General features: G+C 67.8%; 17 protein-coding genes. 8 read left to right on the top strand and 9 right to left on the bottom strand.

Features of this window, described 5'->3' with window-relative positions; genetic code table 11:
* The first annotated feature begins 171 nt into the window (after positions 1–171).
* Positions 172–1,755 carry a serine hydrolase gene (locus VFE83_RS07350; RefSeq protein ID WP_414674700.1) on the top strand — a complete coding sequence of 528 codons (1,584 nt, stop codon included), beginning with the start codon at positions 172–174 and terminating at the stop codon, positions 1,753–1,755.
* A 1-nt stretch (position 1,756) separates the two neighbouring features.
* Here VFE83_RS07350 and chrA read toward each other — a convergent pair whose 3' ends face one another.
* Complete coding sequence (chrA, locus tag VFE83_RS07345; protein ID WP_324904588.1) at positions 1,757–2,947, bottom strand: chromate efflux transporter; 1,191 nt, start codon at positions 2,945–2,947, stop codon at positions 1,757–1,759.
* Between the two features lie 142 nt (positions 2,948–3,089).
* Here chrA and VFE83_RS07340 point away from each other — a divergent pair, with 142 nt between their 5' ends.
* From VFE83_RS07340 to VFE83_RS07330, 3 genes are all read left to right on the top strand, one after another.
* Positions 3,090–3,941, top strand: coding sequence for a hypothetical protein (locus VFE83_RS07340; protein ID WP_324904586.1), 852 nt, complete (start codon positions 3,090–3,092; stop codon positions 3,939–3,941).
* Between the two features lie 74 nt (positions 3,942–4,015).
* On the top strand, positions 4,016–4,465 hold the full coding sequence (locus VFE83_RS07335) for a hypothetical protein (protein WP_324904584.1): 450 nt from the start codon (positions 4,016–4,018) through the stop codon (positions 4,463–4,465).
* Between the two features lie 167 nt (positions 4,466–4,632).
* The gene (locus VFE83_RS07330; RefSeq protein ID WP_324904582.1) at positions 4,633–5,622 is read left to right on the top strand and encodes an LLM class flavin-dependent oxidoreductase; all 990 of its coding nucleotides are present in this window, start codon (positions 4,633–4,635) and stop codon (positions 5,620–5,622) included.
* 312 nt (positions 5,623–5,934) lie between these two features.
* Here the strand turns inward: VFE83_RS07330 and VFE83_RS07325 are convergent, their stop codons facing one another.
* The 6 genes from VFE83_RS07325 to VFE83_RS07300 are packed head-to-tail and all read right to left on the bottom strand — an operon-like array spanning position 5,935 to position 9,011.
* Positions 5,935–6,366, bottom strand: coding sequence for an FKBP-type peptidyl-prolyl cis-trans isomerase (locus tag VFE83_RS07325; RefSeq protein ID WP_414674699.1), 432 nt, complete (start codon positions 6,364–6,366; stop codon positions 5,935–5,937).
* 58 nt (positions 6,367–6,424) lie between these two features.
* Positions 6,425–6,802 carry a VOC family protein gene (locus VFE83_RS07320; RefSeq protein ID WP_324904578.1) on the bottom strand — a complete coding sequence of 126 codons (378 nt, stop codon included), beginning with the start codon at positions 6,800–6,802 and terminating at the stop codon, positions 6,425–6,427.
* A 27-nt stretch (positions 6,803–6,829) separates the two neighbouring features.
* Positions 6,830–7,627 (bottom strand): SDR family NAD(P)-dependent oxidoreductase, encoded by a 798-nt coding sequence (locus VFE83_RS07315; RefSeq protein ID WP_324904576.1) that lies wholly within the window; start codon positions 7,625–7,627, stop codon positions 6,830–6,832.
* Between the two features lie 24 nt (positions 7,628–7,651).
* Complete coding sequence (locus tag VFE83_RS07310; RefSeq protein WP_324904575.1) at positions 7,652–8,188, bottom strand: SRPBCC family protein; 537 nt, start codon at positions 8,186–8,188, stop codon at positions 7,652–7,654.
* A complete protein-coding gene (locus tag VFE83_RS07305; protein ID WP_324904573.1) occupies positions 8,188–8,628 on the bottom strand; it encodes an SRPBCC domain-containing protein in 441 nt (146 codons plus the stop codon). The genes VFE83_RS07310 and VFE83_RS07305 overlap by 1 nt, the downstream gene beginning before the upstream one ends.
* Positions 8,625–9,011 carry a metalloregulator ArsR/SmtB family transcription factor gene (locus VFE83_RS07300; RefSeq protein ID WP_324904571.1) on the bottom strand — a complete coding sequence of 129 codons (387 nt, stop codon included), beginning with the start codon at positions 9,009–9,011 and terminating at the stop codon, positions 8,625–8,627. Before VFE83_RS07300 ends, VFE83_RS07305 begins: the two co-directional genes overlap by 4 nt.
* Before the next feature lie 136 nt (positions 9,012–9,147).
* On the opposite strand from VFE83_RS07300, the gene VFE83_RS07295 reads away from it, so the two are divergent.
* From VFE83_RS07295 to VFE83_RS07285, 3 genes are all read left to right on the top strand, one after another.
* The gene (locus VFE83_RS07295) at positions 9,148–9,675 is read left to right on the top strand and encodes a phage baseplate assembly protein V (RefSeq protein ID WP_324904569.1); all 528 of its coding nucleotides are present in this window, start codon (positions 9,148–9,150) and stop codon (positions 9,673–9,675) included.
* Entirely contained in the window at positions 9,672–9,998 is a 327-nt protein-coding gene (locus VFE83_RS07290; RefSeq protein ID WP_324904567.1) for a hypothetical protein, read from the top strand. Before VFE83_RS07295 ends, VFE83_RS07290 begins: the two co-directional genes overlap by 4 nt.
* An 86-nt stretch (positions 9,999–10,084) precedes the next feature.
* Entirely contained in the window at positions 10,085–10,516 is a 432-nt protein-coding gene (locus VFE83_RS07285) for a DUF4124 domain-containing protein (RefSeq protein ID WP_324904565.1), read from the top strand.
* A gap of 3 nt (positions 10,517–10,519) precedes the next feature.
* Here VFE83_RS07285 and VFE83_RS07280 read toward each other — a convergent pair whose 3' ends face one another.
* Complete coding sequence (locus VFE83_RS07280) at positions 10,520–11,605, bottom strand: OprO/OprP family phosphate-selective porin (RefSeq protein ID WP_324904564.1); 1,086 nt, start codon at positions 11,603–11,605, stop codon at positions 10,520–10,522.
* A gap of 109 nt (positions 11,606–11,714) precedes the next feature.
* Positions 11,715–13,967 (bottom strand): methyl-accepting chemotaxis protein, encoded by a 2,253-nt coding sequence (locus tag VFE83_RS07275; protein WP_324904562.1) that lies wholly within the window; start codon positions 13,965–13,967, stop codon positions 11,715–11,717.
* 224 nt (positions 13,968–14,191) lie between these two features.
* On the opposite strand from VFE83_RS07275, the gene VFE83_RS07270 reads away from it, so the two are divergent.
* A complete protein-coding gene (locus VFE83_RS07270) occupies positions 14,192–14,560 on the top strand; it encodes a hypothetical protein (protein ID WP_324904560.1) in 369 nt (122 codons plus the stop codon).
* The last annotated feature ends 114 nt before the right edge of the window (positions 14,561–14,674 follow it).

The raw sequence follows: 14,674 nt of genomic DNA, 5'->3' as shown, positions 1-14,674 counted from the left end.
GCGATTGCAGCGGCGGGGCCGCGCGGCGTGCGCCGCGGGATGCGCATTATGCCGATTCGCCCGCCGGCACTCGCCAACGCGGACGAAATCCCCGAATCTCGGCCGGATGCCTGAAATGGGGAGAAGCAGCGGATGCGGTGGACAGTAGGACGGGCGCATTGCGCCGTGGCGATGACGGCGCTCGCGGTGGGCGCGCTTATGCCCGCCCATGCGACGGACGAGGGATTGCCCGGGCAGTTGCAGGACATCGACGCCCACGTCGAAGGCGTGCGCCGGGAGTTCGACGTGCCCGGCATCGCGGTGGCCATCGTCAAGGACGGCGAGGTGGTGCTCGAACGCGGCTGGGGCCTGCGCGAGCAGGGCAAGCCGGCGAAGGTGGACGCGAAGACGCTGTTCGCCATCGCCTCTAATACCAAGGCGTTCACCGCGGCGTCGCTGTCGATCCTCGCCGACGAGGGCAAGCTCAGCCTGGACGACCGCGTCACCGATCACCTGCCGTGGTTCCGCATGTCCGACCCGTACGTCACGCATGAGATGCGCGTGCGCGACCTGCTGGCACACCGCAGCGGCCTGGGCCTGGGCGCTGGCGACCTGCTGTACTGGCCCGGCACCGACTACAGCACCGAGGAAGTGGCGCGGCGCCTGAAGGACGTCCCGCTGAGCGGCAGCTTCCGTGGCCAGTACGCCTACGACAACATCCTGTACGGCGTGGCGCAGCTGGTGATCGAAGAGGTGAGCGGCCAGACCTACGCGCAGTTCCTGCAGCAGCGCATCTTCGAGCCGCTGGGCATGCGCGACACCCGCTTCAACAGCGATGCGCTGCGCCCGCGCGACAACGTCGCCACTGGCCATGCCAAGGCCGATTTCAAGGATCTGCAGCCCGCGCCGCGCATGTCGTGGAGCAACGTGTCCGGCGCCGGCGGCATCTATTCGAGCGTGCACGACATGAGCCGCTGGATGGCGATGCAGCTGGCCGGCGGCACCTACCGCGACGCGAAGGGCAACGAGCAGCGCATCTTCAGCGAGGACCGGCAGCAGGCGATGTGGTCGGTGATCACGCCGATCCCGGTGCCCAAGCCGCAGGTGCCGCAACTGGAGGCGGCGCGTCCCAACTTCCTCGGCTACGGCGAGGGCTGGAACCTGTCCGACTACCGCGGCCGCAAGCTGGTTTGGCACACCGGCGGCTGGCCCGGCATGGTCTCGCGCGTGACGCTGGTGCCGCAGGAAAAGCTGGGCGTCATCGTGCTGACCAATGCGGAAGTCGGCGGCGCGTTCAACGCGATCACACTGCGGGTGCTCGATGCCTACCTGGGCGCACCGCGCACCGACTGGACCGCGGCCTACACCGCCGCGCTGGCGAAGACCCGCGGCAAGGCCGACGAGGATTGGCAGAAGCACGTCGCGGCACGCGACGCGGACGCCCCGCCATCGCTGCCCCTGGCGAAGTACGCACGCACGTATCGCGACCCGTGGTACGGCGACGTGATCGTGGAAGAGGAGAACGGCCAGCTGCGCATGCGCTTCAGCCGCACGCCGCAGCTGACCGGCACGATGACGCCGTGGCAGCACGATACCTTCATCGTGCGGTGGGACGAGCGCTGGCTCAACGCGGATGCATTCGTGACGTTCGCGCTGGACGCGGACGGCGGCATCCGCGAGGCGCGCATGGAGGCGATCTCGCCGATGACGGACTTCAGCTTCGACTTCCAGGACCTGCGGCTGGCGCCCTTGCCGCCGGAGGAAAAGAACGACTGACTCAGCGCAGTGGCTGCGCGAGCAGCGCGGCCGCAACGCACCAGGCCACTACCCACAGCGCACCCACGCGCAGGCGCAGCAGCAGGGCCAGGCCGATGGCGACGATGGCGACGTCGCTCCAGTGGCCCACGCCCTGCGTCCACACCGGGTCGTACAGCGCCGCCGCCAGCAGGCCGACCACGGCCGCGTTGACGCCCGCCAGCGTCGGCGCGGCGTTGCGCATGGCGCTCACGCGCTGCCACAGCGGCAGCGTCGCGCCGAGCAGCAGGAAGCCGGGCAGGAAGATCGCCAGCACCGCGACCAGCGCCGAGCCCGCAGGCAGGACGCCGGTGGGCAGTTCCGCGCCGAGGAACGACGCGATCGAGAACATCGGCCCGGGCACCGCCTGCGCCGCGCCGTAGCCGGCGAGGAAGGTATCGGCCGACATCCAGCCGGTGTCGACGAGGGACTGCTGCAGCAACGGCAGCACGACATGGCCGCCGCCGAACACCAGCGCGCCGGCGCGATAGAACGCCGCGGCCATCGCGGCGATGGTGGGGCGGTCCGACGGCCACAGCACGGCCAGGAGCAGCGCGGCAAAGAAGATGGCCAACAGGGTCGCCGCGACGCGCCGGCCATACGGCACGGGAATGGGCGCGTCATTGCGTGCCGGCACGTGGCGGCACCACCACGCACCGAGCGCCGCGCCGGCGCCGATGGCCACCAGTTGCGACCACGCCGTGCCCAGCCACAGCACCAGCATGCATCCCAGTGCGGCGATGACGATGCGACGCAGGTCCGGCGTCATCTGCCGGGCCATGCCGATCACGCCGTGCGCGACCACGCACACCGCCACCAGCTTCAGGCCGTGCACCAGCGAGCGGTCCGGTTCGTCGCCAAGCCGCGGTGCAAAGCCCGCGAACACCAGCATCAGCAACGCCGAGGGCAGGGTAAAGGCGGTGAACGCCGCCAGCGCACCGCGCCAGCCGGCGCGTAGCAGGCCGATGGCGAAGCCCATCTGGCTGCTCGCCGGCCCCGGCAGGAACTGGCAGATCGCCAGCAGCTCCACGTAGCGCGCTTCGTCCACCCAGCGCCGCCGCACCACGAACTCCTCGCGGAAATACCCCAGGTGCGCGATGGGCCCGCCGAAGGACGTCAGTCCAAGGCGCAGGAACACGCGGAAGACTTCGGAGGCGGACGACCGTGCGGTCATGTGTCTGCTATGTCGAGAAGACAAGGAAGTATGCCTTCGATCAGGAAAACTCCGATGGGACATGACGGGATGCATCGCTACCGTGGGGTTCCCTGCCGGAACGCAATGCCGGTGCGATCTTCGCGACGACCAGGAAAGGCGCATGAATCCACTTCTCGCATCACTCATCGTTCTCGCCGCTCTGGCCGGCCCTGCCACGGCCGCCGGCCCCACCGGCAATCGCATGGAGGCATTCGCCCCGGCTTCCCATGATGCCGATGTCGTCCCGGAACCCGGCGTAGGCGATCCTGAGCACTGCACGGCAGACCGGAAGTGGTGCGCCGCGATCGACATCGACGAGGCCGGCGGCGCGACGCTCAAGCTTTACGACGGCTCGCAGCCCGAGGGCGCACGACCGATCCTGCATCCCATCGGGAACGAGGAGGGCGCCAGCCATACGGTCTGGCCGTGGATCGTCCGCCTTGCAGCGGCCGACCTTCCTTCCAACCCGCCATACGGTCCTGGCGGAGCCGGCGAAGGCCTCATCCTCGGCATCGAGAAGCATGTCTCGACGGGTTACTCGGGCGGTGGCGCCAGCGCCACGACGCTGTCGCTGCTGCTGGCCACCCCTGATTTCGCCGGCGGATTGCGGTTCGAACCGGTACTGGACGTGCCGGTCGGTGGCAGCGCGCTGATACGCGCCTGCTTCAGCGAGGAGGACATCACGCAGCGCGCCGGCGCGTGCCATGACGAGTACACGTTCCAAGGCAGGCTCACGCTCGAAGCAGGCTTGGGCATGCCGCGGTTCCGCTATGCGACGCAGGCGACGAGTTTTCCGGGCAACGTTTCGCGGTACGAGGACTCGCTCGCCAATGTGCCGCTGACCGAGCGCGACCTGGTGCGGGCCGTGGACCGCGAATGCAGCTACCGTCGCCTGCTGCGGTTCAACCCTGCCACCTGCCGCTACGAGTTCGATCGTCCCGCACCAGATTGCAGCGCGTTCACCGAGCCCTGACGGTTCCGGACGGCGATGGATGTCGGCCGGGTTCTGGCTTAACGTGGCTGGACCTTCGGCAACGGAGCGCGGGCATGCAGGATCAGTGGTGGCAGGACACGCAGGACATTCCGCGCCTGGTGCGCGCGATCTACGAGTGCATCTCCGGCCCGGCCGGCGCGCCGCGCCAGTGGGAGCGCTTTCGTTTCCTTCAGCATCCGCAGGCGCGCAGCCTGCGCACGGTGGTCAACGAGGGCGGCAGCACGTTCGCCAAGGTGTTCGACGTGGACAGCTACATCGCCGACGTCGAGCCGTTCTTCGCGGCCAATGGCTTTTTCGAGATCGAGACCGAGCAGCGCGTGCAACGTTTCGGCCAGGTGGCGCACGTGTGGAGCCGCTACGAGGCGCGCGCCGATCCGGAGTCGCCGGTGATCCTCAAGCGCGGCGCCAACAGCATCCAGCTGTGCCACGAGCACGATCGCTGGTGGGTGTTCAGCACCGTGTGGGACAACGAGCGCGAAGGCGTCGTGTTCGACCTCTGGTAAGCAGGCGCGATCGGCACCGGCTTGCTTGAACTTCACACGGCGCGTGGCCTCACGCAGCGCTGCCGTCGTGCATGCAATGCTGAAGCGATGAAGATGGAACGCTGCGCGACTGGCATTGGCGGCGATCGTCCCCACTCAGGGAAGTCGATGCCCAGGAGTACGCGCGCATGATCCCGTTTTCCGTCCTCGACCTGGCCCCGATCACCGAGGGCAGCGACGCCGCGCAGGCGTTCGCCAACACCCTCGATCTGGCACGCCATGCCGAGCGCCTGGGCTTCCACCGCTACTGGCTGGCCGAGCACCACAACATGCCCGGCATCGCCAGCGCCGCGACCGCGGTGCTGATCGGCCACGTCGCCGGTGGCACGCACACCATCCGCGTCGGATCCGGCGGCGTCATGCTGCCCAATCACGCGCCGTTGCAGGTCGCCGAGCAGTTCGGGACGCTGGCGTCGCTGTACCCGGATCGCATCGACCTGGGCCTTGGGCGTGCGCCGGGCACCGACCACGCCACCGCGCATGCGCTGCGTCGCTATTTCGAGGCGGCGGACATGTTCGCGCAGGACGTGGTGGAACTGCTGCATTACTTCGAACCGGTGCAGCCCGGCCAGGCCGTGCGTGCGGTACCGGGCGCCGGAATGGACGTGCCGGTGTGGCTGCTGGGCTCGAGCCTGTTCTCGGCGCGACTGGCCGCGCAGCTGGGCCTGCCGTTCGCGTTCGCCTCGCACTTCGCACCGGACCAGATGGACCATGCGCTGACCATGTACCGGCGCGAGTTCAAACCGTCGAAAAGGCTGCAGGCGCCGTACGCGATGCTGGCGCTCAACGTGGTCGCGGCCGACAGCGACGCGCAGGCGCGGCGGTTGTTCACCACGCTGCAGCAGGCATTCGTGAACCTGCGCCGTGGCCGGCCGGGACTCATCCCCGCGCCGATCGACGACATCGAGACCTATTGGACGCCACTGGAGAAGAGCGGCGTGGAGCAAGCGCTGGCGTGTTCGGTCGTCGGTGACGTCGCAACTGTTCGCGAGGGCATCGCCGCCTTCATCGAGCGGCACAAGCCCGACGAGATCATGCTCACGGCCAACGTGTTCGAGCACGCGGCGCGCGTGCGCTCGTTCGAAATCGCGGCACAGGCATTGGCGTCGCTGGCCTAGGGAACATCTGGAAGCCAGCGTCATGCCAACGGAAGTCGGGGTTCAGCGGCTTCAAGTCGTTCCGCAAGGCACTGGATTCCCGCTTTCGCGGGAATGACGAGCATGAGCGTCAGTCAGGCCAGCGATGTCGCGCCCCTGGCGATTGGACACGGACTACGCAGATGACGCGGAAAGAGCGCGTTGGTCAGGTTCCGGACCTGTGGTCTCTTCCGGCGCGGACGGCGATTTGATCCTGCTCTTTCCGCGTTCTCCGCGTAATCTGCGTCGAAGTGCTTCCAGGAGCGACTCGTTGCGATAGCGTCGGGAGTTCCCTCAATGCGGACGCACCTCGAGCAGCTCCACTTCGAAGATCAGCGAGCCGTTCGGCGGGATCACGCCGCCGGCGCCCTTGCGGCCGTATCCGTATTGCGGCGGGATCATCAGGATGCGCTTGCCGCCCACGCGCATGCCGGCGACGCCTTCATCCCAACCGCGAATGACGCGGCCGGCACCGAGCAGGAAGGTAAAAGGCTCGTTGCGGTCGCGCGAGCTGTCGAACTTCGCGCCGCGGCCGCCGGGAATGCGGCTGTCGTAGTTCCAGCCGGTGTAATGCACCACCACGTCCTGTCCGCTGGCCGCCACCGCGCCGGTACCGACCCGTTGGTCGATGGTCTCGAACTTCGCGATGGTGCCGCCCGGCGGCGGACCGGGATCGGCGCAGGCGGACAGCAGCACGAGCGAGCAGGCGAGGGTGGCGTTGCGCAGCCAGGCGAATGAGGTCTTCATCCGCACAGGGTACGGCAACGCCGCGCGTTCATCATTCCTAGAACAACTGGATCCAGTTCCCGCAGGTGTCGTCGAACATCGCCACGGTGACCGGGCCCATCGCCGTGGGCGGACTCCTGAAGCTGACGCCCTTCGCCTGCAGCTTCTCGTACTCGCTCTGCAGGTCGCTGCTGCCGAACGCCATGATCGGAATGCCGCGTTGGTACAGCGCATCCTGGTACGCGGTGGCGAAATCCGAACCGGACGGCTCCAGCGCGACTTCCACACCCTGCGCACCTTCGGGCGAGGTGACGGTGAGCCATCGTACGTCGCCCATCGGGATGTCCGTGTCGGGCTCGAAGCCCAGCACGCGCGTGTAGAAGTCCAGGGCGTGGGCCTGATCCTTCACCAGTACGGTCGTCAGGCGGATCTTCATGCGTGTGTTCTCCTGGCTAATCGACAGTCAATCGACCAGCGCACCACTGGTCAGGTTGATCACGGTTCCGGTCATCGCCGCGGCCGAATCGCTGGCGACGAACGCGGCCACGTCGGCCACTTCCGCCAGTGTCGGCAGACGGCCAAGCAATGTGCCCGAATCCGCCATCCCCGAGAGCATCGTCGCGATGTCGGTTCCCGCAGCCGCGGCCGATGCGGCGAACACCTCGCGCGTATGCGAACGCGACACCGCGTCGGGAATCGCATGCGGCCGCAGGCAGACGACGCGGATGCCATTCCCGCCCAGCTCGCCCGCGAGCAGGCGCGAGAATGCCTCGACCGCCGCGCTGGCGACGCCGTTGCCGAGAAACCCCGTGCCGCTCATCTTGGCGCCCGGCGTGGACAGCGTGAGGATCACGCCGCTGCCGCGTTGGATCATGTGGCGGGCGGCGGCGTGCGCGGTGATGAAGTTGGTGCGGATGTAGGCATCCACCGGATGCGTGTACTCGTGCAGCGGCAGTTCCGCGAACGACGTGCCCTGCACGTGCACGATGCCCAGCGCGTTGAGGGAAACGTCGATGCGACCCTCCCGCGTGGCGATCGCATCGGCGTGCCGGTTCACCGCGGCCTCGTCCAGCGCATCCACGACGTCCACGTGCGCATGTCCGCCGTGGCGCGTTATGTCGTCCGCCACTTCCTCCAGCCGCGCGCGCGTCCGTCCCGCCAGGAACACGCGCGCGCCCTCGCGTGCGAACGCCCGGGCGCAGGCGCCGCCGATCGCGCCGCCTCCGCCATGGATCACCGCCACCTTTCCGTCCAGTCGCATGTGCCGATCCCTGGTTGGTGCGGCTCAGGCTGCGGGAATGCGCTTGTCGTACTCGGCTTCCAGCCGTGTATGTGTGGCCCAGAAGCCCGGCGGCGTGCGGCCGGCCAGGCGGTCGGCCAGGATGCCCAGGTGTGTGTGCCAGCCGCTGGCCACGCTGAGCATGCCATCGCGCGTGGCAAGGCGGCTGTGCGTGACCACGAGCAGCACTTCGTCGCCGCGCGAAGACAGTTCGAAGCGCACCTGCGAGTCGCTCGAATCCTCGCCCCAGCTGTAGGCCAGCACGCGAGGCGGATCGCATTCGAGGATGCGGCCGCCCATGTGGATTTCGCCGCCGAACTTCTCGTACTTGGGCGGAGGCGCCTGGTCGTTCTCGGTCAGTGCGTTGTTGTGGAAACGCAGGTCCACGCGGCCGCCGACGCGCAGATCCATGTCTCCGGCGGCGAGCCAGGTGGCGCGCTTGTCCGATTCGGTGAGGTACGCCCACACGCGTTCGATGGGGCCGGGCAGCACGCGCTCGATGCGCACAGTGTCGGGGGCGGTCACGGTGCCGAAGTCGTTCATCAGGGTTCTCCTTGCGGGGTCAGATGGCGCGCCAGCGAGGCGAGGATCGTGGTCCAGCCATGCTGCGTACGATCCGCGTACTGCGCGTATTCCGGCGCCATTTCGTGGGTGAGGGTGAGCAGGCAGCCCGCTCCGTCGGGCGTCAGTTCGACAGTGATGCGGTCGCCGTCGGCGTCGGGTTCCAGTGCCAGGGTGAAGACCAGCCGGCGAGGTCGATCGATTTCCAGATAGCGGCCGTAGTGCGCGGCATCGCCAGTCGGTCGCCGTTCGACGATGGTGTAGCCGCCGCCGACGCGCGGATCGACGTCTACCTTGAGCATCTGCCCGCCGGCCGTGGCGTAGAACCAGCGGCCCAGCGTGGCCGGATCCAGCCATGCATCGAACACGCGTTCCGGCGATGCGTCGAAGCGACGGCTGACCTTCACCACGACCGGATTCATTTCTTGCTCCTGGCGCGCTTGGAGGGTTTGGCTGGCGTTGTCGGCGCCCGTTCGCGGTCTTCCGTGCGGAGCAGGGCCTCCAGGACATCCAGGCGCTCGTTCCAGAAGCGCTCGTAATGGCGCATCCATTCCATGCCGCCGTGCAGCGGCCGTGCGTCCAGGCGGCAGACGTGGGTGCGTCCCTGCACCTCGCGCTGCACCAGGCCCGCACGTTCCAACGACTTGATGTGCTTGGACGCCGCGGCCAGCGAGATTTCGAACGGCTCGGCCAGCTCGCCGACCGTGCGCGGCCGGCCGGACAGGCTGCGCAGCATGGCGCGGCGGGTGGGGTCGGCCAGTGCGCGGAACACGGCGTCGAGTTCGTCGGAGGTAATGTCAACCATGAGGTTGAATATCCGGATGCGCGATGCGACTGTCAATCATCTGGTTGAGCATTCCGACGAGCGGTCGCTGGCCTGCCTGAACCCGGATCCGCGTTCCTCGGCATTGGGGGAGCCGCACCGTCCAGGGACCAGACAGATGCCGCACCAGAGCAAGACCGTGCCGCAACGCCATTACGGCAAGCACCGCGGCGTCGTGGTGGACAACATCGACCCGCTGCAACTAGGGCGCGTGCTGGTCCAGGTACCCAAGGTGTTCAACGGCGATGCCCGCTGGGCAATGCCGTGCGTGCCGGTGGCCGGGCACCAGTCGGGCATGTTCCTGCTGCCGCCGGTCGGTGCTCCGGTGTGGGTGGAGTTCGAACAGGGCGAGGCCGAGCTGCCGATATGGGTTGGCGGCTATTGGGTCGACGCCGCCGAACTGCCGTCGATGGCGCAGGCTGGGCAGGCGGTCGCACCCGGACTGGTGCTGCAGACGCCCGGACAGAACGCGCTGGCGGTCTCCGACCTGCCGGGTCCCAACGGCGGCGTGGTACTGCGCACGCAGACGGGCGCATCCATCGCAGTGAACGAGGCCGGCATCACCATCAGCAACGGCCGCGGCGCGAGCATCGTGCTGGCCGGGTCGATGGTCACCATCAACGACGGCGCGCTGACCGTCGTATGACCACCTCCGGCTCGATCCTGCATTTGGGCGCCAGCGTGACCTGCTCGCACGGCGGGCCGGCCGTACCGACGATTCCCTACACGCGCGTGACCGTCGCTGGACATCCGGTGGTGACGGTGGCCGCGCCCTACGCGATCGCGCACTGCAACCTGGCCGCGCCGGCCGAAGCGCTGCGCTGCACGGGCGGACAATGGCTGCAGGGCAGTACCCGCGTGTTCGCGGGAGGACGGGCGCTGGTGCTCGATACCAGCCCGTCGATGTGCGTGCCCAATGGCGCCGCGATGCTGGTGCTCGATTGCCAAACACGCGTCAACGCGGTCTAGCCCGACAACGCAACGCGCCACTCTCCAGGTAACGGCTCACAGGTGCGCCGCTAGCCTCTGCGCGGTTCAACCGCGGAGAGGAAGCGATGCGACAGGGATGTGGCGTGGTGGTGCTCGTGTTGGCACTGTGCGGCGATGCGTCGGCACAGACGGTCCACAAGTGTGTCGGACGCGATGGCACGGCCAGCTACCAGAGCCAGCCGTGCACCCAGGACGCGCGGGAAGTGCGGACCTACGAGGCAGCCCCGGAGCCGCCGCCGACGGCCGAACAACTGCGTGCCCTCGATCAACGCCGCGCACGCGAGCGCGCCGAGTCCGCGTTCCTGTCGCGCCGTGCGGGCACCGATCGCCAAGCAGTCGAACGCTCGCGCATCGTGCGCGAACGTCCGGCTCTGTCGACTGGCGCGTGCGAGGCGGCGAAGGCCGCACGCCAGCAGACGCTCGACGTGGTGGGCCTCAAGCGGAACTACGAACTGCTGAGCCGCCTGGACGCCAACGTGCGCGCCGCCTGCAAGTGACGGTCAGAACTGCAACTGCAGGCGCATCTGCAGCAGGCGCGGGTCGTCGTTGAGGCCACGGCGGCGGCTGTCGGCGATCACGTAGTTGGCCATCACGCGTGCATACGGGTTGACGTACCACGTCGCACCGAAGTTCCAGTCGGACTGGTAGCCGCCCTGCGACGCGGCGGAGTTCAGGTCCAGCGTGCTGTAGCGCACGAACACCTCCCACGCCATGCCGTCGCCGAGCGTCGGCGAGTTGACCGTGCCGGCCTTGTAGTTGCGACGGTGGCCGCTGGGCGACCAGCTGGCGAGCGCATAACCGCCACTGCCGCGCAGGTCGGCCAGGCCGTCACGGTCGGCACGCACCGCTACCGCTTCGCCCTGCAACGAGTACGGTCCGGAAATCCACACCGCTTCGAGTCCGCCGCGCACGATGCGCTCCACGCCTGCGAGGGTGCCGGTATCGACCAGGCTGGAGGTGGCCAGCGCGCTCTCGGGCTTGCTGGAGAAACGCGCGGTATCGCTGTCGGGCGAGTCCACGCCCATACCGGCGCCCAGGTGCAGCAGGTCCTCGCCCAGGTGGAGCGCACGCGAGGCGCGCACCGTCGCGCCGATGCCCTCGTTCTTGCCGTCCAGCCGCTTGCCGAACACCGCGGCGTGGATCGCATGGTCGTTGTTGGTGTGGCTGTAGCCCATGCCGATGCGGCGACCATAGGCGAACGCGCCGGACAGCGAGGCTTCCATCATCGGCGTCTGGCGGGCGCTGGTCGCGTCTTCCAGCAGGAACGGCTGCTTGAACTGGCCGAAGCGCAGGCTGTGACCCTTGGCCGGTGTCACCTGCAGCACCACGTCTGGCGTGGAGCGATCGGTGAATTCGTGTTCGACGTTGAACTGCCAGCGATCGCCGCCCTTGAGCACGAAGCCAAGGCGCGCCGAGCGCACCTTGTCCACGTCCTCGAACGGCTTGACGTCGGGGTGTGCATCGACGGCGTCGTAGTAGATGACGCCGGTCGGCTTGAAAGAAACATCGCCGGCATCGGCGTGGGCGGACGTGGAGACAGCCAGCGCCAGCAGCGCCAAGGCCGGGAGAGCGGAATACGAGGTCATGCGTGAGATCCGTTGATTGCTGCGTCGGCCGGTCATGGGGCCGGCCGACACCATGCGCGGTATGCGCACGGTGTGGATGAGGTGGGCGGCGAGTGCGCCGCCCGGAGGATCAGAATTCCTGCCAGTCGGTATCGACGGCCGCGGCGGCGATCGCCTTGCCGCGCGGCTTCACCGGAGCAGCCGCACGGGCCGGAGTGGGCCTGGCCGACTTGCTCACCGGCTTGGCGGGCAGTTCGATCACCGCGGCCTGGTGGCCGGCACGCGCCGCATGCGCCAGGCGGAACACCGCGACGGTCTGCACCAGCTGCTCAGACTGCTGCTCCAGGCTGCGTGCGGCGGCGGACGCTTCTTCCACCAGCGCGGCGTTCTGCTGCGTGCCTTCGTCCATCTGGGTGATGGCCTGGTTGACCTGTTCGATGCCGGCACTCTGCTCCTGCGACGCGGCGGAGATGTCGGCGATGATGTCGGTCACCTTGCGCACGCTGGTGACGATTTCCTCCATCGTCCTGCCGGCCTGGTCGACCAGCAGGCTGCCTTCCTCGACCTTGCTGACCGAGTCGCCGATCAGCTGCTTGATCTCCTTGGCGGCGTTGGCCGAACGCTGCGCCAGCGAGCGGACTTCCGAGGCGACCACGGCGAAACCGCGGCCCTGTTCGCCGGCACGTGCGGCTTCCACCGCGGCGTTCAGCGCCAGGATGTTGGTCTGGAACGCGATGCCGTCGATCACGCCGATGATGTCGGCGATCTTCTTGGACGAAGCGTTGATGGCGTTCATGGTCTCGACGACTTCGCCGACGACCGTGCCGCCCTGGCCCGCGACTTCCGCCGCGCTCTGCGCCAGCTGGTTGGCCTGACGCGCGTTGTCGGCGTTCTGGCGGACCGTGCTGGTCAGTTCTTCCATCGACGAGGCGGTTTCTTCCAGCGACGCCGCCTGCGATTCGGTGCGCTGCGACAGGTCGTTGTTGCCCGCGGCGATTTCCGCGGCAGCGCTGCTGATCGCGTCCGAACCCTGGCGGATCTGGCCGACGATCTCGGCCAGCTTGTCTACGGTGCGGTTGGCATCGCCGGCCAGGCGGCCGAACTGGCCCGGCAGCTCGATCTCGACGCGACGGTTGAGGTCGCCATCGGCCACGGACGAGAGCAGGGTGCCGATCTCGGTCAGGCCATCGTCGGCCGTCGACATCAGCTGGTTGAGGTTCTGCACCACGTCGCGATACACGAACTGGAAGCGCGAGGCATCGCCGCGGCGGCTGAAGTCGCCGGTGCAGGCGGCATCGACCAGCGTCTTGATCTCGGCGTTGATCGCGTTCATGCCCTGCTTGACCGAATCGACGGCAGCGGTGATGCGCGCCTTCTGGCCCGGCAGGCGGTCCATGTCCTGCGTCAGGTCGCCGCGGGCATAGGCCGCCACCACTTCGATGGCGCGTGCATTGAGCTGGATGTGCGATTCGACCAGCGCATTGATCTCGCCGGCCATCTGGCCGTACGCACCCGGCAGGTCGCGGTTGTCGATGCGGAAGTCGATCTCGCCTTCGTCGTGGCGGCGGGCGATCTCGCCCTGTGCGCCGGCGAAGCGCTGCAGCGCTTCCTGCATCTGGCTCATGGCGCGCAGCAGGCGGCCCGCTTCATCGTGGCTGTCCACGACGATGCGCTGGTCGATGCGGCCCACGGCGATGCCTTCGGCCACTTCGGTGGCGCGCACCAGCGGACGGGAGATCGCGCGGGCCAGCAGTACGCCAAGCGCCGTGCCCAGCAGCACCAGCACGATGATGCCGACGATCATGTGCAGTTGGGTGCGGTGATAATCGGCTTCGGACTGGGTGACCATGGCGTCGAGCGCCTTGGCGTTGTAGGCGGTGAGCGTCGCCAGAGCCTCGAAGAGCTCGCGGCGGGCCGGACGGGATTCGTCCGCCGAAATGCGCTGTGCCTCGGTGAAGTCGTCGGCGGCGATGGCGGCCATCATGCGCTGGTGCGCGCCGAAATAGCCTTCCAGGCCTGCCTTCACACCGTCGTAGAGCTTGCGCTCCTCCGGGCTCGAGATCAGCTTCTCGTATGCGCTCGTCGTGGCACCGAGCTCGGTTTCGACGGCCTCCATGCGCTTGCGGTAATCCGCCAGCTGTTCGAGGTTGCCCTTGAACTGGAGCTGCGAGATCTCGAAGGTGCGGTACTCGCCCAACTGCCCGCGCATGCCGAGCAGGTGGCGCACCGAAGGTACCCAGTTGCGGTTGATGTCGGTGATCTGGTCGTTTCGGGCGCTCAGCTGGATCATCGCGTAGCCGCCCAGCAGCATGGACAGCACGATGACCGCGGCGAATGCGACCGCGAGCTTGCGGGCGATGGATAGGTTCTTGAATCCGGACATGGGACGAGACTCTTTGGCGGCACGGGCGGAATGTTTCAGTCGTGTTAACGGCGACGCCAGAGTCAGCTAAAGCAGAATTTCCTGAACGAGAATTCAGAAAATCCGCTGGAAATGCAGGTGGTTCTCATTGCTTCACGACGGTATGGCGTTTGCAGTAGCGATCGCAGCGAACGTACCGATGCATTCCGACGGCGCTCCGACGCGACGGCTTCGACGATCGCCGGATGATCTCGCTCGTCATCGGCATCGCATCCACGCTGGCCCTGTCATGGGTGACGTTCATGCTGGTGCGCCGGGGACAACAGTGGATCGGTTGCGGCCATGGCCGACACTGGGTCGCGATGACCGCTGTGGTCGGTGTATGCCAGTGGCCGGCCCACTACTGGATCGGCAATCCGATCATTTCACCCATCGCCGTCGCCGTCCTTTATCTGTTGTCGCTGATCGGGTTGGCGCCGGACGAAACGGTGTTGACGACGGAAGTGTCGGCGCTCTCGTGCTGGTTCCAGCGCGGCCTCGTCGCGGCGACCGCCGGCACGCTGGGCGGCATGGCGATCTGGGCGGCGCTGATGTGTCGCGATCTGGCGCTGTGACGATGCACGTGAAGGCGACCTTGCCGCACGTGGCGGCAACCGGCATCACGTCGTTGCAAGCCGTGAGGCGCTTCAAGTTCTGAACGGGCGGGCCGATACGTGGGCAGGCGAGGG

The sequence above is a fragment of the Lysobacter sp. genome (assembly GCF_035655815.1).
Classification (GTDB): Bacteria; Pseudomonadota; Gammaproteobacteria; order Xanthomonadales; family Xanthomonadaceae; genus Lysobacter_J.
This window is presented reverse-complemented; position numbering and strand designations above follow the sequence as displayed.